General features: G+C 72.2%; 14 protein-coding genes. 7 read left to right on the forward strand and 7 right to left on the reverse strand.

The window, feature by feature from the left end; all coding sequences use genetic code 11:
• Positions 1-4 precede the first annotated feature (4 nt).
• Both ACIRD8_RS17940 and ACIRD8_RS17945 read left to right on the forward strand, forming a co-directional pair.
• Entirely contained in the window at positions 5-1,243 is a 1,239-nt protein-coding gene (locus tag ACIRD8_RS17940; protein WP_403991981.1) for a cytochrome P450, read from the forward strand.
• A gap of 171 nt (positions 1,244-1,414) precedes the next feature.
• A complete protein-coding gene (locus tag ACIRD8_RS17945) occupies positions 1,415-1,888 on the forward strand; it encodes a molybdopterin-dependent oxidoreductase (RefSeq protein ID WP_403991984.1) in 474 nt (157 codons plus the stop codon).
• 55 nt (positions 1,889-1,943) lie between these two features.
• Here ACIRD8_RS17945 and ACIRD8_RS17950 read toward each other — a convergent pair whose 3' ends face one another.
• From ACIRD8_RS17950 to ACIRD8_RS17980, 7 genes are all read right to left on the reverse strand, one after another.
• Complete coding sequence (locus tag ACIRD8_RS17950) at positions 1,944-3,194, reverse strand: ATP-grasp domain-containing protein (RefSeq protein ID WP_403991987.1); 1,251 nt, start codon at positions 3,192-3,194, stop codon at positions 1,944-1,946.
• Positions 3,191-3,358 (reverse strand): hypothetical protein, encoded by a 168-nt coding sequence (locus ACIRD8_RS17955; protein ID WP_403991990.1) that lies wholly within the window; start codon positions 3,356-3,358, stop codon positions 3,191-3,193. Before ACIRD8_RS17955 ends, ACIRD8_RS17950 begins: the two co-directional genes overlap by 4 nt.
• An 82-nt stretch (positions 3,359-3,440) precedes the next feature.
• The gene (locus ACIRD8_RS17960) at positions 3,441-5,297 is read right to left on the reverse strand and encodes a carbamoyltransferase (protein WP_403991993.1); all 1,857 of its coding nucleotides are present in this window, start codon (positions 5,295-5,297) and stop codon (positions 3,441-3,443) included.
• A gap of 90 nt (positions 5,298-5,387) precedes the next feature.
• Positions 5,388-7,628, reverse strand: a complete 2,241-nt coding sequence (locus ACIRD8_RS17965) for an iron-containing redox enzyme family protein (RefSeq protein WP_403991996.1) — start codon at positions 7,626-7,628, stop codon at positions 5,388-5,390.
• 145 nt (positions 7,629-7,773) lie between these two features.
• Positions 7,774-8,808: an SGNH/GDSL hydrolase family protein gene (locus ACIRD8_RS17970; protein WP_403991999.1), complete on the reverse strand. Its 1,035-nt coding sequence runs from the start codon at positions 8,806-8,808 to the stop codon at positions 7,774-7,776.
• Between the two features lie 106 nt (positions 8,809-8,914).
• On the reverse strand, positions 8,915-10,141 hold the full coding sequence (locus ACIRD8_RS17975; RefSeq protein ID WP_403992002.1) for an MFS transporter: 1,227 nt from the start codon (positions 10,139-10,141) through the stop codon (positions 8,915-8,917).
• A 475-nt stretch (positions 10,142-10,616) separates the two neighbouring features.
• On the reverse strand, positions 10,617-11,342 hold the full coding sequence (locus tag ACIRD8_RS17980) for a 4'-phosphopantetheinyl transferase family protein (RefSeq protein WP_403992005.1): 726 nt from the start codon (positions 11,340-11,342) through the stop codon (positions 10,617-10,619).
• 287 nt (positions 11,343-11,629) lie between these two features.
• Here ACIRD8_RS17980 and ACIRD8_RS17985 point away from each other — a divergent pair, with 287 nt between their 5' ends.
• The 5 genes from ACIRD8_RS17985 to ACIRD8_RS18005 all read left to right on the forward strand — a co-directional run bounded on the left by ACIRD8_RS17985 (position 11,630) and on the right by ACIRD8_RS18005 (position 22,642).
• Entirely contained in the window at positions 11,630-13,009 is a 1,380-nt protein-coding gene (locus ACIRD8_RS17985; protein WP_403992008.1) for a hypothetical protein, read from the forward strand.
• 2 nt (positions 13,010-13,011) lie between these two features.
• Positions 13,012-14,355 (forward strand): MFS transporter, encoded by a 1,344-nt coding sequence (locus tag ACIRD8_RS17990; protein ID WP_403992011.1) that lies wholly within the window; start codon positions 13,012-13,014, stop codon positions 14,353-14,355.
• Between the two features lie 90 nt (positions 14,356-14,445).
• Positions 14,446-17,928 (forward strand): amino acid adenylation domain-containing protein, encoded by a 3,483-nt coding sequence (locus tag ACIRD8_RS17995; protein WP_403992014.1) that lies wholly within the window; start codon positions 14,446-14,448, stop codon positions 17,926-17,928.
• Positions 17,929-17,993: 65 nt separating this feature from the next.
• Positions 17,994-22,238 carry an amino acid adenylation domain-containing protein gene (locus ACIRD8_RS18000; protein WP_403992017.1) on the forward strand — a complete coding sequence of 1,415 codons (4,245 nt, stop codon included), beginning with the start codon at positions 17,994-17,996 and terminating at the stop codon, positions 22,236-22,238.
• Positions 22,235-22,642 (forward strand): cupin domain-containing protein, encoded by a 408-nt coding sequence (locus ACIRD8_RS18005; protein WP_403992020.1) that lies wholly within the window; start codon positions 22,235-22,237, stop codon positions 22,640-22,642. The genes ACIRD8_RS18000 and ACIRD8_RS18005 overlap by 4 nt, the downstream gene beginning before the upstream one ends.
• The last annotated feature ends 11 nt before the right edge of the window (positions 22,643-22,653 follow it).

Raw genomic sequence — 22,653 nt, forward strand, 5'->3', positions numbered from 1 at the left:
GCCCATGACCAGCACGCCCGCCACCCACCGAGCCGACACCCTCGGCATCCCCGACTTCCCTCCGCCGCGCTCCGCGGAATGCCCCTTCGCGCCCTCCCCCGGGATGCGGGCGCTGTCCGGGTACGGGCCGCTCACCCGGGTCCGCTCCTGGGGCGACAGCACCCCCTGGGCCGTCACCGGGCACGCCGAACAGAAGGCGCTGCTTTCCGACCCGCGCCTGAGCGTGGAATTCACGCGGCCGGGCTTCCCCAGCCCCGTGGACCCTTCGCACGCCCATGCCGGCAGCACCGACCTGAGCTTCGTCGGCATGGACGACCCTGAGCACGCCAGGCTGCGCCGCATGGTCAGCGGTGCCTTCACCATCAAGCGGGTCGAGGCGATGCGCCCCCGCGTCCAGGAGATGGCCGACGACTTCATCGACGCCATGCTCCGGGGCCCCGGCCGGGCCGACCTCGTCCAGGATCTCGCCCTGCCCATCCCCTCCCTGGTCATCTCCGAGATGCTCGGCGTCCCCTACGAGGACCACGGGTTCTTCCAGAGCAACAGCAAGATCATCGTGTCCGCCGTGGCCTCCCCGCAGGAACGTGGGACGGCCCACGGGAACCTGGCCGGTTACCTCGACGAGCTCGTCGGCCGCAAGCTCACCGAGCCCGGCGACGATCTGCTCTCCAGCCTCTGCGCACAGATCCGGAGCGGCGAACTCACGCGCCGTGAGGCCGCGACGATGGGCGTGCTCCTCCTCCTCGGCGGGCACGAGACCACCGCGAACATGATCAGCCTGGGCACGCTGCTGCTCCTGCAGCACCCGGAGCAACTCGCCCTGATCCGCGACACGGAGGACCCCGCCGTCGTCCGTACCGCCGTCGAGGAACTCCTGCGCTACCTCTCCATCGTCCACCTCGGCCGTCGCCGCACCGCCCTGGAGGACATCGAGATCGCCGGTCGTACCATCCGCGCCGGCGAAGGCGTCATCCTCCTCGGCGAACTCGCCAACCGCGACCCCGAGGTCTTCCCCGACCCCGACCGCCTCGACCTCACCCGCAACGCCCGTCACCACCAGGCCTTCGGGGCCGGCAGCCATCACTGCGTCGGCCAGCCCCTGGCCCGCATGGAGCTCCAGGTCATCTATCCCGCCCTCTTCCGCCGCATCCCCACCCTCCGCACCGTCGACGACCTCGACTCCATTCCCTTCAAGTACGACGCCGTCATCTACGGTCTGCACGCCCTGCCCGTCACCTGGTGACCACCCCGGCCGAAGGCGGGTGAGCCGCAGAAACCGGCAGAAGACCGGATTCTGGGCAACAGACGCAAGGTAAAGGCGGGATATCGCCTCGCAGTCACGATTCCTCCTGGGGGCGGCTGGGCATACCCTCTGACAGCCGCCCCGCGGGGGCCGTCCGACTGGGGGAATCCCGTGAACCGACCGAGCGCACACCCCCGTTCCGCTCCCGTCGCGCTGGCCGTCCTCGGAAACGTGGAGCGGCCGGCCACGCTGACCGTGGGCGATCTGCGGAACGGATGGGAGCAGCACCAGGCCGAGGTGGTCTTCGACTGCGCCACGAGCGGTCCGCAGCAACATCGTTTCGAGGGGCCGCTGTTGCGCGAGGTGATCCTCGACGCGCAGCCGCTGTTCGACGCCCGGCGGCGCAAGGACCGCTCCCGCTTCGTACTCGCGGTGTCCGGTGGGGACGGGCACCGCACCGTGCTGGCCTGGGCGGAGATCGACGCCGACTTCGGCGACGCCCCCGTCCTGCTGGCCACCCGGCTGGACGGCCGGGACCTGGACACGGCCGGAAGTCAGCTGGTGGTCCCCCTGGACCGGTGCGGTGCGCGCTACGTCAGCGCCATCACCCGTGTGTGGGTCGGCGAGTGGCCGGTGCCGGCGTAGACCGTGCCGCCGGGCACCGGCGCTCCGTACCCCCGCCGTCGTCAGTACCGGGCGCTCAGTAGCGCGGTGCGAGGTGCCCGAGTGCGGCCTCGGCGTCCGCGGCGGCCTCGGCCGGGGTCTCCGCGCAGGTCATGACGTGCCCGAGGCGCTGATGGCTGTCGGTGGGCCAGGTGGTCGTCCGGCCGGGCTCGGCCTTGAGACGGTGTGCGACGACCGTCGGGAACCGGTCCAGGACCGAGGGGTCGGGGACGTCACGCACCGTGCCGTCCCGGCCGGCGAGGAAGCGGATGGCGGCTCCCTTGCGGTGCGCGGGTTCGAGGTCGGGGCGCTCGCCGCTGTGCGCACGGAGGGACTGCTCCAGGAGCGGTATGCCCAGGGCGTGTTCCACCAGGTCGGGGATGAAGTCTCCACCGGTGCGGGCGTTGATCTCGATGAGGACGGGCCCACGCGCGGTCAGTTTGGCCTCCACATGGGCGGGGCCGAAGTCGAAGCCGATCGCCGCGAGGGCGGAGACCGCGAGCCGCGCGGCGTCCTCGGCCCGGCTCCCCAGCAGGGAGGGGAAGGTGTGGCCGAACTCCACGAAGTGCGGGGTGGGGCCGAGGAGCTTGTCGGTGACGCCCAGCACCCGGGTCTCCCCGTCGTACGTGAAGGTCTCCACGCTGACCTCGGGGCCGAACAGGCACTCCTCGAGCAGCGCGCCCGGGACGCGGGCCTGCCCCTTGGAGTTGACCGCACGGGAGGCGATCCCGGTCACCGCGTCCAGCGCCTCCTGGCGTGTGAGGCAGAGGACGACACCGATGCTGGCGGACTCGTCCGTGGGCTTGACGACACAGGGCAGCCCGGTGTCGGCGAGTGCGGCGTCGACCTCCCACTCGGTGCACACGAAGTGGAACCGAGGCGCGGGGACCCCGGCCTCGGCGCACCGCTGCCGGGTACGCAGCTTGTCGCGGGCGTCGCGGGCCGCGGCCGGGTCCAGGCCGGGCAGCCCAAGCCTGCGTGCGGCCTCGGTGGCCACGGGGACGAAGTACTCCATGACGGTCATGACGCCGGAGACCGGAAGGCGGTGGGCACGCAGCTGCTTCTCCACCGCGTCGGCGTCCTGGGTGTCGCAGAGGACGATGTCGTCGGCGAGTTCGCGTATCGCGGCGGCGGTCGCGGGGTCGGTCTCGTAGCGCTCGAACCCGCTCGCGAGGAAGAGCGGGCTCAGGCCGAGGCCGCGGGCGAGCCGGAGCGCCTGCACCCCGGTGCCGGTCATGTTGGACTCGACGAACGCGAGCACCTTCGGGGGACGTTCGGCCAGGGTCATCGTGTGGCGTCCTTCCGGCCCGTGACGGGGCTGTTGGAGGGGATCCAGTAGCTGGCGGCGCGGGGGTCGGGGCGCCGGGCCATCGGGTCCTTGACCAGGCGGGCGATCAGTCCGGCCGGGACGACCACCAGGAGGAACAGGAGCGAGAGGAAGGGGTGACGCATCTGCGGTCGGTCCTTTCGGGAGCGGCGGGCACGGCACGTACGGTCGCGCCCGCCGGGGAGGGTGACACCGGGGCGGGCCGGGTCAGTCCAGGGGGATGGCTTCGCGCCAGTCGTCCTCCTCCTCCCATGCGGGCTGGTCCTTCTTCTCCAGGACGAAGCGGCCGAGGGCCAGGACGTCGATGCCGGTGCGCATGAAGCAGGTCCAGGCGTCCTCGGGGGTGTGCACGATGGGCTCGCCCCGTACGTTGAAGGACGTGTTGACCAGGACCGGGCAGCCGGTCCGTTCCTTGAACGCGGTGAGCAGCCGGTGGTACGCGGGTGAGGCGCCGGCCTCGACGGTCTGCACCCGGGCCGAGTGGTCCACGTGGGTGACGGCCGGGATGGTGGAGCGCTGGACCTGCAGCAGGTCCAGACCCTGCGGACGCCCGCCCGCGTCGCCCTCGCCGGCCGGGGCGGGCTCGATCCGGCGGGACTGCGCCACGGAGGCGACGATCAGCATGTACGGGCTGTCCTGGTCGAGCTCGAACCAGTCCTTGGCGTCCTCGCGCAGCACCGAAGGGGCGAACGGCCGGAACGACTCGCGGAACTTGATCTTGAGGTTCATGGCCGACTGCATCGCGGGGTCTCGGGGGTCGCCCAGGATGGAACGGGCCCCCAGCGCACGGGGCCCGAACTCCATCCGCCCCTGGAACCAGCCGACCACAGCGCTCTCGGCGAGCCGTCCGGCCACGGTGGTGGCCAGCTCCTCGTCGGAACCGGCCTCGGTCCAGACGGCGCCCGCGCCTTCGAGGAACGTCCGGATCTCGTCATCGGTGAAGGACGGACCGAGCAGCGAGCCCGACATGGCGTCGCGGCCGGTGCCCGTGTGGGTGCGGGTCGCGCCGCGTTCCAGGGCGACGGCGATCGCACTGCCCAGGGCGCCGCCCGCGTCGCCGGCCGCGGGCTGCACCCACACCTCGTCGAAGATGCCCTCCTCGATGACCTTCCCGTTGGCGACGCAGTTCAGCGCCACCCCGCCGGCCAGGCAGAGCTTGTTCTCGCCGGTGCGCTCGCGAGCGGTACGGGCCAGGAGGAGCATCACCTCTTCGGTGACCGCCTGCACGGAGGCGGCGAGGTCGAACTCGCGCTCGGTGAGCGGGGATTCCGGAGTGCGACGAGGACCGCCGAAGAGCTTTTCAAAGGCCCGGCCGGTCATGACCTGGCCCGCCAGGTACTCGAAGTACCGCATGTCGAGGCGGAACGAGCCGTCGTCCTTGACGTCGATCAGGGTGGAGCGGATCAGGTCGGCGTAGCGGGGGGTGCCGTACGGGGCGAGGCCCATCAGCTTGTACTCACCGGAGTCGACCTTGAAGCCGCAGAAATAGGTGAAGGCCGAGTAGAGCAGGCCGAGCGAGTGCGGGAAGCGCAGTTCCTGGAGCGGTTCCAGGGCGTCCCCACGGCCGTGCCAGAGGGTGGTGGTGGCCCACTCCCCGACCCCGTCGACGCAGAGCACCGCCGCGGACTCGTACGGGCTGGGGAAGAAGGCCGAGGCCGCGTGTGACTCGTGGTGCCGGCGCGGGTGGATCTCCGGCACCCGGCCGAGCCCGAGGTCCGCCAGCTCTCGGCGGAGGGTCGTCGTGACGTCCCGCTTCCAGGTCAGCCACTGCGGCAGCGACTCCCGGAAGGAGGCGTGCCCTCGCGGGGCCGCACCGAGATAGGTGGCGAGAACGCGGCGGAACTTCAGGGCCGGGTCCTCGTAATAGGCGACCGCCGAGACGTCGTCCAGGGTGACACCCGCCTGTTCGAGGCAGGACCGGACGGAAAGGGAGGGGAAGCCGGGGTCGTGGCGCTTACGGCTGAATCGTTCCTCCTGCGCCGCGGCGACGGGGACCCCGTCGGCGACGAGTGCGGCTGAGCTGTCGTGATAGTAGGCCGAGAGGCCCAGCACCAGGTCCGACATGGTAAATCGGTTCCTCTCTGTCCTGCGGCGCCGCGGAACAGCGGAGCCGCTGTCCTGCGTACGCGCGGATACGGGCTTCGGTGAAGCGGGTCAGCGTGGCCTGTGGGTCATGCGGGCGCGGCGGTCGGCCAGCCAGGCGGGGAAGGAGCGGGGCGGGTTGAGCGAGCGGTACCCCTCGCGGATGCGCCGCCAGGCGTCGGCCCGGTGCGGGCCGTGGGAAGGCAGTGCGGACAGATGGCTGTCGATCGCGTCGGCCGCCCAGGCCGAGTGGCCGGTGGCCACGTTGTCGATGGTGTTGTGGATGTCCACGAACCGGGTGCTGAAGCCGTGCTTGCGCAGGCCCAGCCTGGCCCTGCGGTAGGTCCCGCCGACACCGGAGAGCTCCATGGCCAGGTTGAGGCCGAGGATCTCGGGTTCGAAGGTGACCGGGAACCGGCCGATGGAGAGCCAGTGCACGGGCAGTTCGAAGGAGCTGTCCTCGAAGCCGGACCAGCGGGCGAAGTCCTCCGTGCCGGTGGGCGGCAGCTCCACCCCCATGCCGGCCACCAGCTCCCGGTAGATCAGCGGGTGGTTGAGGGAGGTCTGTCCGTTGCCGAGCTCGTCCCAGTACGTCTCGAAGAGGGAGAAGCCGACCTGGGAGGAGGCCAGCCGGTAGTCGGTGAACCCCTGCAGCCAGCCCCCGTCGATCATGGTGAGCGGGGCGAGCTGGACCGTGGACTCGATCAGCTGCTCGCGGGTGGGCAGCCCGGGCTCCTCGGACTCCTGGCTCCGGGTGAACTCCGCCGCGTGGCGGTCGTGCTGAGCGCCCAGCCAGGGACGCAGCCCTTCGGCCGGCCACGCCCCCGGGAGCGGCAGCCCGCTCCGGTCGATCCGGTGCCGGGCCCGCCCGAGCCAGCCGTGGACGTAGGCCAGCGCCCACTCCCGCACGGCGGGGGTCTGCGCTCGCCGCTGCAGCAGGACGTACGCCTCACGCAGGTCGGCGGGCGGGCGGTCCCCCGCCGGGCCCACCGCCCCCTTCCCCGGCACCGGGAACCCGAGGCCGCCGGTCTCCGGACGGCCGGTCTCCGGACGGCCGGGGGTGTCGGTGGCCGTACGGGTGGGGGCCGGGGCGGAGCCGGGTCCTTCCGGCGCCTCCGCCGTGTCCGCCGCACGCTCCGGCAGTCCGGCGATCCACTGGCGCAGCACCGCCAGGTCGTGCTCGGCGAACACCCGGAACATCGCCCCGCGTTCGCCGACCAGGCCGGTGACCAGAGGACTCCGGTCCGGCCGCCCCGGGCGCACGAGACGGCTCGCCGCCAGCGCACCGAGCAACGGCATCGGGTCCGTACGGGCGTCCTCCAGCCAGTCGGCCAGTGAGCGCCCGGCCAGCTGGAAGGACTGGTGGTACACGGCTCCTTCCCGGGCGCGCAGCCGGATCACCTCGGCGGCCTGCCAGGCGGGGTCGGCCATGGCCCCGGCGGTCTGCCGGACCTCCTCGGACCAGGCACGCAGCCGGGCGTACGCCCAGCGGAAGCCCGCCCGTACCCGTCCGGCGGTCGCCTCTGCGCCCGCGCCGGCCCCGGCGAGCGCCGCCACGGCCGACTCCGCGCCGGACAGTCCGCCTGCCGGATCCAGTGCACGCTCCGCCCCGGGGTCCAACGCCGCCCAGTCGGCGGCCTGTTCCCCGGCCACGGCCCGCACCAGTGCGAGCGGTGGCAGCAGCCCCGCCTCGCGCAGGCACAGGTCCGCACCGAGCGTCTCCGCGCGGAAGTCCTCCGGCAGCCGCCCCATCAGCAGCAGCACCGAGGGCAGCGCGAAGGCGGAGTCCCCGATCCGCCGGTCCAGCGCGGTCCTGGCCGGCGGCTGGGCGTACTCGGCGGCGTCCTGGGCCCGGAGCAGCGCGGCGAAGGCGTCGCCCCGCGAGCGGTGCGGGCGGCCCACGCCGACGTCCGAGGCGTACAGGGAGAGCGCGGCGAGCGCGGCCGGCTCGTCCGCCGTGGCCATGCTGGTGGCACCCGCGAGCCATGCCCCGGACATCAGGGCGAGCGGCGCGCACTGCAGCAGCGTCCGGTCGGTGAGGCGCCGCAGGGTGCCGGGGTCGGGGGCTCCGCCGGCCAGCTCCGTGAAGCGGTCGCGTTCGGCGTCCGCCCAGGCGCGTACCTGCGCGCGCAGCGACTCCAGGGAATCCGGACCCGTCTCCGTCCCCGGAAGGCCTGTGGTTCCCGCGCGGAGATCTGTGACCGGCACGGTGTCGGCCACGGAGCACTCGGGGTCGCACGCCAGCGGGTAGAGCTCGCGGGCGCTGTGCCCGGGCGGCGGATTCGCCTGTGCGTGTGAGGTGTTCTCTCTCATGGGTGGCGTGTCGCCCATCAGAACATGGGGTAGATGGAGGCACTGTTGTCCGGCTTCTTCCGCCTGAGCCGCAGTGCTTCGAGGATCTTCCGGATGATGCGCATGTGTGTCCCCTTCGGGTGACGATTCGTGGGTGGCGGGCGGTTCAGTGCAGATCCAGCGCACCGGCCAGCAGGCCGGCGACGGTGTCGTGTCCTGAGTCGGTGAAGTGGATCCGGTCGACGAAGGCCCACTCGTCGGCGGCGAGCGCCTCGTCGAGCAGTGGATTGAGGTCGAGGAAGTCCACACCGATGCGGGCGCAGCCCTCACGGAGCATCGCCGCGTAGCGGCGTCCGGCCTCGATGGTGCAGATGTCCCCGTACGCCTGGCTGAAGTTGGCGAGCGTGTCGAGTTCGTCGAAGAGCAGCTGCTCCTGCGGTGCGGGGCGCTCCCGCACCCAGGGGGCGAGCGGCTGGAGCACATAGGTGAGTTTCACGCCGTTCCCGCCGGCCAGGAGGCGCCAGTTGTCGAGGTGGCGGACGGTCAGGTCGACGGCGTGGGCGAGTTGTTCGTCGAGTCCGGGAACGGTTCCGTCCCGGAGTTCGGGGGAAGGCGCCGGGGCGCGGCGGGAGAGCAGCCGGCGCCCCGCTCCGGCCCTCCGCTGCCGCTCCCGCGCCGCGTCGACCTGCTCGTAGTAGTCGTGCTCGTTGAAGAAGGCACCGTTGTCGCCCTGCATCCAGCGTGGCAGCCGGGACAGACCGAGGTTGTTGAAGCCGCTGAGCAGGACGATCTCGTCGACCTGGGGCAGGAGGTGGCGGTAGAGGGTGAAGAGCAGGAGTTCCTGTGTCGAATTGAAGCTGCGGCCGCCGAAATTGAGCCACGGGGTGGCCGGGGCGTGCTTGCTCCAGAGACGGGAGGCGAGGGTGTGGGCGTCGGCGGAGGCGCCGATGCCGAAGACGGTGGAGCTCCCGGCGATCAGCCTGACCGGTCCGTCGGCGGGCAGGTCCCCTGCCGAGGCACGCTGCCCGTCCGGGCCTTCGGCGTATCTGAAGCCCAGGTGGTCGGTGCTGACCGTGTCCGAGACATGGCCGGCGGCGTGGAAGTACATCAGGTACGGCAGCCAGCGGATCTCGCCGCGGTCGTCGAACTTCTCGGCGTACTGGAGCATCTGGGGAGTGAGCTGTTCTCGGTGGGAGAGCATGGGTGACTCCTTCGTCTCGGGGCACAGGGGTGCAGAGATGGCGGGGCTCGCGCACGGCATCGGCAGGGCCCCGGATCGGTGGCGTCCGGTGGAGGAGCGTGGGTGGTCAGGCGGGCTGCGGCTCGGCGTGGGCAGCGGGCCGGGTCCGGCCGGCCCACCGGACGACCGGACCGGCGGACGCCCCGGCGGCCAGGAACACCGCCCCCATCAGGCACCAGCCGGGCCAGCCCCAGCCGATGCAGAGCCAGGTCAGCAGAGCCGGGCCGAAGGACTCGGCGAATCCCATGCCCATTCCGAAGACGCCCAGGTACTGGCCGAGGGCGTGCGGCGGGGCGAGCGTGTTGGAGAGTTCGAAACCACCGGCTGCCTGTTGCAGTTCGCCCAGGCTGTGCACGATGACCGCGACGGCGAGCAGGGCGATGGCGGCGCTGCCCGAGGTCCCCGCCGTGGCGGCGACCGCCAGGCAGGACAGCATCAGGAACAGGCCGGCGGTCAGCATGGCACGCGCGGCTCGTGGCGGGCTGTCGATCCCGCGGCTGACCCGCACCTGGAAGAGGATGACCAGCACGGTGTTGAAGACCACGGCGGCGGAGACCGTCCACCGGGGGGCTTCGGTGGCGGTGACGATCCACAGCGGCAGGGCCACGGTCAGCACCCGGTACTGGATCGACAGCACTCCGTCGATGAGTGAGAGGACCACATAGGGGCGGTCACGCAGGGCGGCCCAGCGCGACGCACGTTCCGCCGGCAGCGGAGCGAGCCGCGGCAGCCGGAGGGCCACCAGCAGCGCCGCCGCGAAGCAGAGCCCGCAGACGACGACCAGGACCCGGTAGGCCTGTGCCGTGTCCTGGGCGGTGGCCCACCCCGCGACGGCCGCGCCGAGCGCGATTCCCGCGTTGGTCACCGAGCGGACGTAGGCCCGTAGCTCCTGCGGTTTTCCGGTGGCGATCCGGTTGATCACCGGGCCGCGCGCCACCAGGAGTGCCGCCTGTGCGGAGGTCGCCACGACCACGACGGCCAGCGAATCGGCGTAGCCCCGGCAGAGCAGAAAGGCGAACGCCGAGACAGAACTGGTCGCAAGACTGCACCAGAAGACCAGTCGCGGTCCGAACCGGTCAGCTGTCCGCCCCAGTGGCACCCCCGCGAGCACCGACACCAGGCCGGCCACGCTGAAGAGCACTCCGGTCTCCACCGCGGGCAGGGACACCGCACGGGTCAGGTAGAGCACACCTGCCGTGAGGAATATCCCCTTGCCGATCGAACTCAGCAGTGTGGTGCCTGCAAGCGTCCGCTCCGCCCCCGAAGAGGGAAGGAACTTTCCCGAAAAAAACATGGCTCCCCCCTCGAAACATCAGGCAGTGGATTACGTCCGGTCCCAGAGGTGGTGCATCGGTGCGCAGAATATGTCGACGCGGCCGCGTAGCACCTGCAATTCCATCGGTCGAAGGCTCCGCCGATACGAAGCTCGGCGCGACCCGACATGGAGGCGCGAATTCGGCGAGCCTCAAGTTAGCAAGACAAGAAATCCCGGTCCAGGGGGAACCAGCATGCGAGACGGTAACTCGGCGTACACGCGCAATACTTGACGGTTGATCACATCTGCCGCCAGATCGGACCAATGCAACGCGCGCTTCGCATACGACAGGAGGCGGAATGGATTCCTCCGTCGCCGCCGAAACACGGCCGCGAACAAGAGGGAAGCGGGAAAGCGGACAAAATGAACCGGAAGGATTCCGGCCACGGGCGGGACCGATTCCTTCGGGGGTCGCCCTTCGGGGACCTTCGAGGGGTGCCCCTCCCCAGGGGGGTCAGACCGCCACGGCGACAGCGGCGGCGTATCCGTCGTCCACGGCGACATCGCCGATCGTCCAGCCGGGCGGCCCCGCCACCACGTCCGGAGCCGCCCCCAGGTAGTCCAGGGAGGGCGAGCGCCCCAGGCCGGTGCCCAGCCCCTTCAGATAGGCCTCCTTGCGCGCCCAGGTCCGGGCGAACGCGGCCGGCCGGCCCGCGTCGTCACAAGTGCCCAACTCGGCCGCCTCCCGCGGGTGGAGGGACGGCCCGACCTCGTCGGCGACGTGGAGGGCGGGAACGGCCTCGATGTCCACGCCCACCCGGGTGGCGGCGAAGGCCAGCAGACAGAGCCCCCCGGTGTGGGAGAGGGAGAAGTGGAGGGGATTGCCCCGCACCACGGGGCGGCCGTGGAGCTGCCCGCACGAGAAGCAGGGTTCGCGCTCCAACGGGACGTCGCGGGGCGGGACTTCCAGGTAGGCGCCGAGCAGCATCCGCAGCCCCACATGGCCTGCCAGATAGGTGTCCCTGTCGTCGTCCCTCCGGAACTCCGCCGCCCGCCCTTGTTCGTCGGCGTCGAGCACGGAGGCGGCCGACCGGGCCGCGACGGCGCGGAAGCGGTCGGACCGTACGAGCCACAGCGAGGGCGGACCGCCCTGACCCGGCAGCGGCGGCAGCTCGCCCCGGAGGCCGTCCCCCAGCTCCATGGGCCGACGCGTCGCACTGGTCATCACCCGGGTCGTCACCCGCGCAGCATACAACCGCCCCCAAAATGCGGCCTGTTCAGGACAACCCATGACAAGCACACCGGTGTCCACTCAGTGATATTTCTCGGTTGAGTGCGACTGTCCTGCAAATATTCACGAGCGCTCCCACACATCGCGAATTTCCTCTGCTCCTGCCCCAGGTCGGCCCGGCACATGTTCCGAGGCTCAAGATCACCACCGCCATTGTGGCGATAGTGTTTCGTCCAGCGGCTGGGGGGACGCGAACCCTCCATCTGTGGTAATGCGTTCGGGGAGACGTGGGGGGCATGGAAAGCAGAAATATCGGTTCGCTCGGCCATTCACTGGACCTCTGGAGCGAACTCCCCCAATCCTTCAGGGACGGCGTCCTGAGCGGTTCCACCACCGCGGTGCGGCGCGTCCACAAAGGAATCAGTGGCTCCAAAGGGGCATGGCGCCCCCTGCGGCCGGCCTTTGTCGACCGGGCCCATTACGACGAACTGGGACGCGTTTCCGCGCGTCTGATGAAACTGATCCTCGATTCCTGCCGCCGTAGGGCCACCACCGCCGGCGAGCTCCAGGACGTCCTGGGAGTGAACGGGGCCGACACTCCGCTGCTGTCCCGTACGGAGCCCCTCGACGAACACCTGCTCGTCGCGGCGCGCCCCGATATCGTCTACCGGTCCGGGGTCCCGTGGTTCGTCGAATTCAATATCGACGGGGCGCTCGGCGGCACGCTCCAGGCGGATCTGCTCGCCTCGCGATTCCGTGACCTCTTTCGCCCGCTTCCCCGCGGGGACCGTATCGACGCACCGCCTTCCGCGGTGGATTCCCGTTTCGCCCGGATCCGTAGAACACTGGAGCTTCCCGAGGGGGCCCGCGTCGCCATTCCCGTGTTCCGCAAGGGCGCGGCACCGGGCCTCGAGGATCCCGACGCCTTTCTCGCCTGGCTGGCCCCGATGTGCGAGAGCGGCCGGCGGCACGGAATGAACACGGTCGCCTGCCTGATGGACCAGCTGGAGACCGGCGAGCACGACGTCCTGCTGCTCGACGGGGAGCGGGTGGACGCGGTGTTCCGGCTCTTCCTCAGCTTCGACCAGCCACCGGGCGAGGGCCTCGACGCCCTGATCCGTGCCGTGCGCGCCAGGCAGGTGCGCATGCACACTCCCGAGGCGACCTGGCTGCTCAGCGACAAGACCACGATGGCCTGGCTCTGGGAGGACAAGGAGTCGCTCCCGGAGGCCGACCAGCTGCTCATCGGACGCCATCTGCCCTGGACGGCTCTCTTCCCCGCTCCCGGCCCGGAGGGCGACGAGCTGCTGCGGCACGCCCTGGGCCACCGTGCGGAACTGGTCCTCAAGCCCGCCGGCGGATACGGCGGCGGGGGCGTGGTCCTCGGTCCCGACGTCTCCGACGAGGAGTGGCGGGACGCGCTGGAGCGCGCGGCGCGGGAGGGACGCCACATCCTTCAGCGCCATGTGACGCCCGACCGGCTCGCCCTGGACTTCTACGACCAGGAGACCGGCGCGGTCGAGCACGCGGAAGTGCCCTTCGTGCTGGGCCCGTTCATGTTCGGCGGCGCCCCCTCGGGGGTGCTGGTCAGGCACGGTGTCCCCGGCGGGGGCCCTGTCCTCAACGCGCACCACGGCGCCCTGATGAGCTCCGTCCTGCTCGTGGACCGATGTTGAGCGTGCTCCGGAGGGGACGTGACACCCCGGACAAGGAGCGGCTCGGCCGGCCGTTCAGGCTCTTCCAGTCCGCCGTGGTCTCCTCGGACCTCGCGGACGGCATCTACAAGATCGCGGTCCCGCTGCTGGCCCTCGGGATCAGCCGCTCCGCCCTCGCGGTGACGGTGGTGGGCCTCGCCGTCCGGCTGCCCTGGCTGATCGCCACCCTCCCGGCCGGGGTGATCGCGGACCGGTACGCACCGCGGACCGTGATGCGCTGGGCGTCCGCGGTCCGGCTGCCGCTGGTGGCCGTGATGTGTGCCCTGGCGGCGGCCGACCGGCTGTCCCTCTGGGCCCTCGTGGTCACGGCCTTCCTCATCGGCTGCGCGGGAAACGTCGTCGACGTGGCCGCCCAGTCCCAGCTGCCCCGGCTGGTCCCGGTCGGCCGGCTCCCCCGGGCCAACGCGTCCCTGCAGTCCACCCAGATGTTCCTGGCGCAGCTGATCGGCCCCGCTCTCGGCGGCTATGTGGCGGCGCTCGGATCGGGCGGCGGGCTCGCCGTCGTGGTGGCGCTGTACGTGATCACCGTCTGGGCGCTCGGGCTGCTGCCCGCGGCCGTCCTGGAGGCGAGCCACGAGCAGCCGGTGCCCGCCGCCGCCCCTGAGGGAAAGCGGCGTACGTCGCTCCGCTCGCTCGTCGGCGAACTCGGCGAAGGCCTCCGCTACTTCCGCGGCCGCAGGGACCTCGCACGGCTCGCCACCGCGGCCGCCGTCAACAACCTCTCGTACGCGATGTGCCTGACGATGCTGCCGCTGTGGGCCGTGGCACCCGGACGGCTCGGCCTCTCCGGGACCGGGTACGGGCTGCTGCTCACCTGCCTCGCGGTCGGCAGCATCCTTGCCGGGGCGGTGACCGGCCGCGTCCTGAAGAAGCTCGGGGACGGGCCGGTCATGCGCTTCGGGGCGCCGCTGCTCGGCGTCTGCTTCCTCTCCCTTGCCGTGCCCAGCGTGCCGGTCGTCGCTGTCGGGCTCTTCGCCTACGGGCTGGTGTCCATGGTCTGGAACGTGGCGGTGGTCTCCTACCGCCAGGCGACCATCCCGCTGCCCCTCTTCGGCCGGGTCAACGCCGCCTACCGGTGGCTGACCTGGGGCGTCATCCCGTTCGGCTCGCTGATCGGCGGGGTGCTCGCCTCGACCACCGGCACCGCCTGGGTCTTCCTGACAGCCGGCGCCCTGCCGCTGATCGCGGCGGCCCTGCTACCACCGCCCCGGCCTTCGGCCGTGGCCGCACGGACCGGCGAGTGCGCGGACGCACCCGCCGAGGCACCCACCGGCCGGTCCGGCGCGTCCCGCACGGCACAGAACTGATCCGTCTGCGTCACGCCGGCCGCCCGCCACGCAACTCCTGTCCTTCCCTTACCCGTTCCGCACCGACCATACGGAAAGTGGTGTCCACGCATGTCGTTCCTGCATGACCTGCTCACGGCGCAGGCCACGTCGGCCCCCACCGCCATCGCCGCCCTCTACGGGGACTCGTCGGCCTCCTACGCCCAGGTGGAGGCGGAGGCGGACCGGATCGCGGCTGCTCTCGTCGCCGAGGGCGTCCGTCCCGGCAGCCGTGTCGGTCTGCACATGTCCCGCTCCCAGGGCCTGCTCCCCGCCCTCTTCGGCGTGCTGCGCGCCGGTGGCGTCTGCGTCCCGGTCGACCCGGAGGACCCGGCCGAGCGCCGCTCCACCATCCTGGAGTACTCGGGTGCCGGACTCGTCCTCACCGAGCGTGCCCTGCTCGACGGACCCGCGCCCGACGGCGTCCGCCTGCTCGCCTTCGAGGACCTGCTCGACGGCGAGGCCTCCCCGCTCCCCGGAGCGGTCGAACTCGCCCCGGACGCACTGGCGTTCATCTTCTACACCTCCGGCTCCACCGGCACGCCCAAGGGTGTGATGCTCACCCACCGCGCCCTGCTCAGCGGCCAGCGGTGGCTCCAGCAGACCTTCCCGCTCCAGCCGGGCGACCGCCAGCTGCTGCGCACCACCCTGAGCATCACCAACCTGGTCCGCGAGGTCTTCTGGCCCGTGCTCTCGGGCGGCACCGTCGTCATCGTGCCGCCCGGCGACCACAAGGACCCCGACCGCCTGGTGGAGCTGATCAACAGCGGCTCCGTGACGACACTGATGGTCGTGCCGGCGCTGCTGTCCGGCATCCTGGAGAACCCGGCGTTCGCCGCCAACACGTCGCTGAAGTACGTCTTCTGCAGCAGTGACGTGATGCCCGGCGCACTGCCCGAGAGGTACTTCGCGGCCGGCCTCCCCGCCAGGCTGTTCAACGTCTACGGCCTGACCGAGGCCCTCTACAGCACGTACTGGGAGTGCCTGCCCGGCGCCGTGTACGACGGCTTCGTCCCGGTCGGCCACCCTGCCGAACTGACCCCCCAGGTGCTCGACGAGAGCCTCTCCCCGGTCGCGCCGGGCGGTACGGGCGAGCTGTGCCTGGCCGGCGTCGGCATCGCCGAGGGCTACGACCGGCTGCCCGAGCTCACCGCGGCGAAGTTCGCCGAGACCGCCCGGGGCCGGGTCTTCCGGACCGGCGACCTGGCGCGCCGGACCGAGGACGGCTGCCTCGAACTCCTCGGCCGGATGGACGACCAGGTCAAGATCGCCGGTTACCGGGTGGAGCTCGGCGAGGTCGAGGCCCGGCTCCTGGAGGTCCCCGGTGTCACCGGAGCCGTCGCCTCCGGTCTGCGCGGGGCCGGTGGACACCAGCGCCTGGTCGCCCACCTCACCTGTACGGACGAACCGCCGACCGCCGCCGCGATCCGCGCCCGGCTGGCCGACCGGCTGCCGTACTACATGGTCCCCGCGGCCTTCACGGTCATCGACGCGATCCCGCTGACCCACAACGGCAAGGTGGACCGCCGCTCCCTGCACGAGCTGCAGGGCGCCCACCTGGAGCTGGCCGAGGAGTACACGGCCGCGCGCAGTGAGCTCGAGAGCTACCTGTGCACGCTGTGGTCCGAGACCCTGGAGCTGCCGGCCGTCGGCATCCACGACAACTTCTTCGCACTGGGCGGGGACTCCATCCAGGGCTTCCTGATCAGCGCCAAGGCGAACCGCGAGGGCATCAGCCTCAGCGCCACCCAGGTCTTCGCGACCCCCACCGTCGCCGAGACGGCCGCCTTCATCGAGGAGCAGCGCCGGACGCGCCCCGCGCTGACCGGGGCCTTCGACCCGGAGGGCTTCACCCTCGCGGACGAGGACCTGGCCGCGGTGCGCGCCTCAGCCGCCGACCCGGACGGCATCGAGACGGTGTACCCGCTGACCGAGATGCAGAAGGGCATGCTCTTCCACTCGCTGCTCGACCCGGACTCCGGCGTGTACTTCGAGCAGTTCCTGTACGCCGTCGACGGCGAGGTCGACCTCGACGCCTACCACCAGGCCTGGCAGCAGGTCGTCGACCGGCACGAGATCCTGCGGGTCTGGATCGCCACCAAGGGCCTGTCCGAGCCGCTCCAGGCCGTGCAGAACACGGCCGAGCTGGGCTGGACGGTGCTGGACTGGTCCGGCCGTACGGACGCGGAGCAGGCCGAGCTCCTGGAGCAGTACCTCGACGAGGACCGACGCCGGGGGTTCGCGTACGACCGGGCGCCGCTGTTCCGGCTGACGCTGGTCCGGCTCGGCTCCACCTCGTACAAGCTGGTGATGAGCTACCACCACCTGATCCTCGACGCGTGGTCGCTCTTCGTCCTACTGCGCGACTCGCTGGAGATCTACCACTCGAAGCTGGAGGGGCGGCTTCCCGAGCTGCGGCCCACGCGCTCCTTCGGTGACTACGTGGCCTTCCTGGAGCAGGAGGACATCGCGGGCGCCCGCGGCTACTGGCTGGACCGGCTGGCCGGCTTCCGTCGTCCGACCGTGATCGGCCGGTCGGCCCAGCTCGGCCTCTCCGCCAGCTCGCAGGAGATGCACGCCGAGGCGCGCCTCGACCTCGGCGAGGAGCTGACCGAGCGGCTCCTCGCCTTCGGCCGCGCCAACCAGCTGACCCTCAACTCCCTGGTGCAGGGCGCCTGGGCCGTGGTCGTCGGCGGGTGCAGCGCCCAGGACGACGTCTGCTTCGGCATCACCATCACCCACCGTCCGGTGGCTCTGGCCGGTGTCGAGGACATCGTCGGCATCTTCATCAACAGCCTCCCGATGCGGGTGGGTCTGGAGCCGGAGCAGCCGATCGGCCGCTGGCTGCAGCGGATACAGCGCACCCAGGTCGCGGCGCGCTCGCACGACCACTACCCGCTGCCGCTGATCCAGCAGCGCACCGACCTGCCGAGCGGCCAGCCGCTCTTCGAGTCGCTGCTGATCTTCGAGAACTTCCCCCGGGGCACCGGCTGGTCCGGGCGCGGCGGTGTGCACGTGCGTCAGGAACGCTACGTGGGCTGGACGAACTACCCGTTCGCCATCGAGGCGATGCCCGAGGAGCAGCTGTTCTTCCAGGTCAAGTACGACCTGGCGTTCTTCGACGCGGAGTCGGTGGACCGCATCCTGGGAGCGTTCCGCGGGGTCCTGGAGTCGATCGCCGACGGCGGTACGGAGTCGGTGGGCAAGCTCGCGGAGCACATCGCGGCCAACCGGCCCGGGCCGGCGGCCGAGCCGCTGCCCGAGGGCGCGGCCGCGCGGGCGCTGTTCCCCGCGCGCGGCACCGCCGCGACGGCCGGGGCCGGCACGGCGCCGGGCAGCGAGGACGAGATCGCGCTGGCCCGGATCTGGGCCGAGGTGCTCCAGGTCGAGCAGGTCGACATCCACGCGCCGTTCCTGGCGCTCGGCGGCAGTTCGCTGGCGGCCATGCGGCTCGTGGCGCTCGCCCAGGCGGAGGGCTTCGACTTCGAGCTGAGCGAGCTCTTCACGGAGGACGGCACCGTCCACCGGCTCGCCGCGGACGGGGCCGAGGGGTAGCCGCACCGCGGCAGGCACGGGACCACAGGGGCGACGACGGACACAGGTCGGAAGGGGACGGCACGGTGGAGTACACACGGAGGGGCACGGAGGAGCGGGGCACGCTCGCGCTCCTTCGCGAACTGGCCGAACACGGCGTCATGGTGCGGTCCCGCCGTGGCCGGCTGTCCGTCGACGCCCCGCCGGGCACCCCGGCGGAGCTCCTTCGCCGTCTCACGGACGGCGAAGGGCCCGTGCTGGAGGCGATCGCCGCCCACCCCGGCCTTCCGGGCCCCCGTGTGCCCGTTGCGGACGCGGGGGCCAGGGAGGACACGGGGGCCGGGGAGGGCGCGGGGGCCGGGGAGGCTGCGGGGGCCGGGGAGGCTGCGGCTTCGCGCCCCTTCCCGGTGACCGACCTCCAGAGCGCCTACCAGGTCGGTGAGTCGGACTTCCCGCAGCTGGCCACCCCCGCCTACATCGCGCACGGCTTCGAGGTCGCCGACCTCGACGCCGGACGCTGGCGTACGGCGCTGCGCGCGGTCCTGGACCGGCACGAGATGCTGCGCTGCGCGGTCGACGGGGACGGGCTCCAGCGGGTCGTCCCGCTCGACGGCTCCTGGGGCCCGGCCCGGGTGGACTGGAGCCACCTGGACGCCGTGGAGGCCCGGGCGGCGTTCCACCGGGAGCGGGAGTCGGCAGCCGCGCTGCTGCCCGCCCTCACCGAGGGGCCCCAGCTGGGCTGCGCGGTCTACTCGGCCCGGGGCACGACGTTCGTACTGCTGTGCCTGCGGCTGTTCGTCCTCGACGCCCGTTCGATCGGACTGGTCTGCCGGGACCTGGCCGACGCCTACGAGGGCCGGGCGTTCGAGGACCCGCCCGTGCCGGCCGGCTGGTTCGCCCGGTACGTGGACTCCCTCGGCCGGCACCGGGACAGCCAGGCGTACCGCAACGCGGTCGCGCACTGGCAGCGGCGGTCGCCCGTCCTGCCCGGCCCGCCGGAGCTGCCGGCCCTCTCCCTCCCCGCCGAGGCCCGGTTCGCCCGGGTCCGGCACCGGCTGCCCGCGGCCACCTGGGAGCGGCTGCGCGAGCGGGCCCGCGGGGCGAACCTCTCCGCGAACAGCCTGCTCTGCGCCTCCTACGCCGAGGTGTTGCGCCGCTGGTCGGGCCAGGATGCCTTCTCCCTCACCGTTCTCGTCGCCACCCGCGGCATGCTGGCGGCGGACCCGCGGGGTGCCGATGCCGCGCCGGCCGCCTGCGTGGGCAACTTCGGCAGCACGCTGCTGCTGGAGTGCGACGGCACGGGCGGCTCCTTCACCGAGCGGGCCGCGACGCTCCAGCGGCGGCTGATGGCGGACCTTCCGCACGCCTGGCTGTCCGGGGTCGAGCTGGCACGCCGCGCCCGCCGTCACCGTCCCGGCGCCGCGGTGGGCAGCCCGTACGTTTTCGCCTCGGGCCTGGAGGACGCGACGGCCGGCGCGCTGCCCCCGCATCTGCGGGCCGGGGGCTGGGACCTGGTGTTCAAGTCGATGCACACCCCGCAGGTCCTCCTCGACCACCAGGTCTCGGAGGAGGACGGCGAGCTCGTCTGCACCTTCGACCATGTGGCCGAGGCGTTCCCCGAGGGCCTGGTCGAGGAGCTGGCGGCGGCCCACGCCGATCTGCTGCACCGGCTGGCACAGGAGGAAGGGCCCTGGTCGGCGCCGCACGTGCTCCCGCTGCCCGACGCCCTGTCGGCGGCCCGCAGGTCCGCCAACGGCACCGCGCGCGGGTTCTCCGGCGGCGGGGTCCTGGACGGGCTGCGCGAGGGAGCGTCCCGTACGCCGGAGCGGATCGCGTTCCACGGCGTGGACGGGGAGGTCACCTACCGGGAGGCGGCGGACCGGGTGACGCGCACGGCACGAGCGCTCACCGCGTCCGGGGCCGCTCCCGGTGAACTGATCGGCGTACTGGCACGCAAGAGCCCCGCCCAGTACCTCGCCGCCCTGTCGGTGACCGCCGCCGGAGGGGCCTATGTGCCGCTGGGTGTGGACTGGCCGCCGGCCCGCGTCGACGCGCTGCTCGGCCGGCACGGCATCGGCCGGGTCCTGGCCGACGCGGAGGGCACCCGGCTCCTCGCGGAGCTGGACCGGCCCCTCACCACGCTCGCCGTCGAGGCCCCCGGGCCGTCCGGTGAACCGGGGCCGCTGCCGGTGCCCGCGCCCGACGACCTGGCGTACGTCATCTTCACGTCGGGTTCGACCGGCGTCCCCAAGGGCGTCGCCATCCCGCACAGCGGTCTGCTCAACACCGTCCAGGACATGGTCGAACGCTTCGGCGTCGGACCTGAGGACCGGCTGCTGTCCCTCTCCGAGCTGCACTTCGACCTGTCGGCGTTCGACCTGTTCGGCGGGCTGTGCGCCGGTGGCACCGTCGTGGTCCCGCCCTGCGGTTCCCGCCCCGACCCCGATCTGTGGGCGGACTGGGTGCGGCGGAGCGGCGCCACGGTCTGGAACACCGTTCCGGCGCTGCTGGAGATGCTGCTCGACCACCTCGGGGAGCGCGCCGCCGATGTGCTCGGCGGGCTGCGGCTGGTGCTGCTCAGCGGCGACTGGATCCCGCTGGGCCTGCCCGACCGCGTCCGGCGGGCCGCCCCCAAGGCCGAGGTGGTCGCCCTGGGCGGGGCGACCGAGGCGTCGATCTGGTCCAACTACCACGTGGTGGACGGGATCGACCCGTCCTGGAAGTCCGTCCCGTACGGTCTGCCGCTCGCCAACCAGCGCTACCACGTCCTCGACGCGGCCTTCGCGGACGTGCCGCACTGGGTGCCCGGAGAGCTGTTCATCGCCGGCGACGGCCTCGCCACGGAGTACTACGGGCAGCCCGAGCTCACCGCGGCCCGCTTCCCCCGCCACCCCCGAACCGGCGAACGCCTGTACCGGACCGGCGACCACGCCCGCTACCGGCCGGACGGCACCCTGGAGTTCCTCGGCCGGGTGGACAGCCAGGTCAAGGTGCGCGGCTACCGGGTGGACCTCCTGGAGGTCGAGCAGCAGCTGGCGGCGCAGCCCGGCGTCCGGGCGGCGGCCTGCGTCGTCACCGGCACCGGGGCCGCGAGCCGCCTGATCGCCTTCCTCGTCGGTGCGGACGCCAGGGTCCTCGACCCGGCGGCGCTGCGGGCCGGGCTCGGCGCGGCCCTGCCCTCGTACGCGGTGCCCAGCGCCTTCCACACCGTCCCCGCACTGCCGTTGACGGCGAACGGCAAGCGGGACGCGCGGGCGCTGCTCGCCCTCGCCGAGGAGCAGACGGAGCGGGACGTGGACACCGGGGGGCCGGCCGGTCGTGCGCCGCGCACCGAGAGGGAGGCGGCACTCGCCCGGCTGTGGCAGGAGGTCTGCGGGACGGCCGTCCGCTCGGTCGACGACGACTTCTTCGCCGTCGGCGGCAGTTCGGTCTCCGCCGTGCGCCTCGTCCGCCGGATCGGGGAGGAGTTCGGCGTACGGCTGCCGCTGTCCAGTCTCTTCGAGGCGAGCACGATCGCCGGTCAGTGCGCGCTCCTCGACCAGCGCGTCGACGGGCTGCTCGTCCCGGTCAGGCCGGCGGGCGGGACGGCCGTGGTGCTCGTCCATCCGGTGGGCGGACACCTCCTCGGCTACCGTGCCGTGATCGACGCGCTGCCCGACTCGTACGCGGTGTACGGCCTGCAGGCACCACCCACGAACGAACTCCCGTCGAGCGTGAGCGAGTTGGCGGCCGAGTACGCGACCGCGCTCGCGGCCCTGGGCCGTCCCGTGCATCTGCTGGGCTGGTCGATGGGCGGCGTCCTCGCCGCGGAGACCGCACGCCGTACGGACCTCGTCCAGGCGCTCTCACTGACCCTGGTGGACAGCTTCGTGGCCGCCGGTGACGCCGTGGAGGACTTCGACGAATCCGCCGCCGCCGTCGGCTTCTTCACCGACCACCTCGGGCAGGGGGACGGCGCCGAGGTGGACATCACGGTGCCCGCCGGCCACCCGGACCCGTTCGGCCACCTCGCCGCCACCCATCTCCCGGACGAGGCACCGGAGACCCTGCGCGACCTCTACGGCCAGTACCGCGCCCTGTACCGGCTGCTGCTCGGCCACCGGCCGCGGCCGCTCCCGCAGGACTGCCCGCTCCTCGTCGTACCGGCCGAGCGGGAACGCCCGGACTCCTTCCGCGGTCTGACGCCGCTGCACCTGCACCCGGGCGGCCTCGTCCCGTCCGGCGCGGCCGTCCGGCCGCTGCCCGGGACGCACTACTCGGTGGTCCGGGGGACCGCCGCCCGGCTCCTCGCGGAACTCCTCCGCACCCAGATATCGAAGGGATCGGCATGACCAGCAGAACGATCAAGGACATCGTGGTCTTCGGCGAGTCCGAGCCGGAGAACGTACGGAACGTCAAGAAGGGCCCTGACCGCTGGATCTCCGGCGAGCTGGCCATCACCAACACCCTGCACTTCACCAGTGCCGACGGCGCCTTCACCTCGGGCATCTGGGAGAGCACCCCCGGCAAGTTCCGGGCGGTGTACGAGGAGGACGAGTTCTACCACATGCTCCACGGCCGGGTGATCATCGCCGACGAGGAGGGCAACGCCCGCACGTTCGTCCCCGGCGACACCATCGTCGTCCCCGCCGGATTCACCGGCACCTGGGAGGTCCTGGAGCAGACCAAGAAGTTCTACGCCCACTACCGGCCGGCCGACGGCGTCCGGACCGGCCCCGCCGTCCAGGCCGGCTGACCCGTGGAGGC

This window comes from Streptomyces sp. NPDC102451, from assembly GCF_044765485.1.
Taxonomy (GTDB): Bacteria; Actinomycetota; Actinomycetes; order Streptomycetales; family Streptomycetaceae; genus Streptomyces.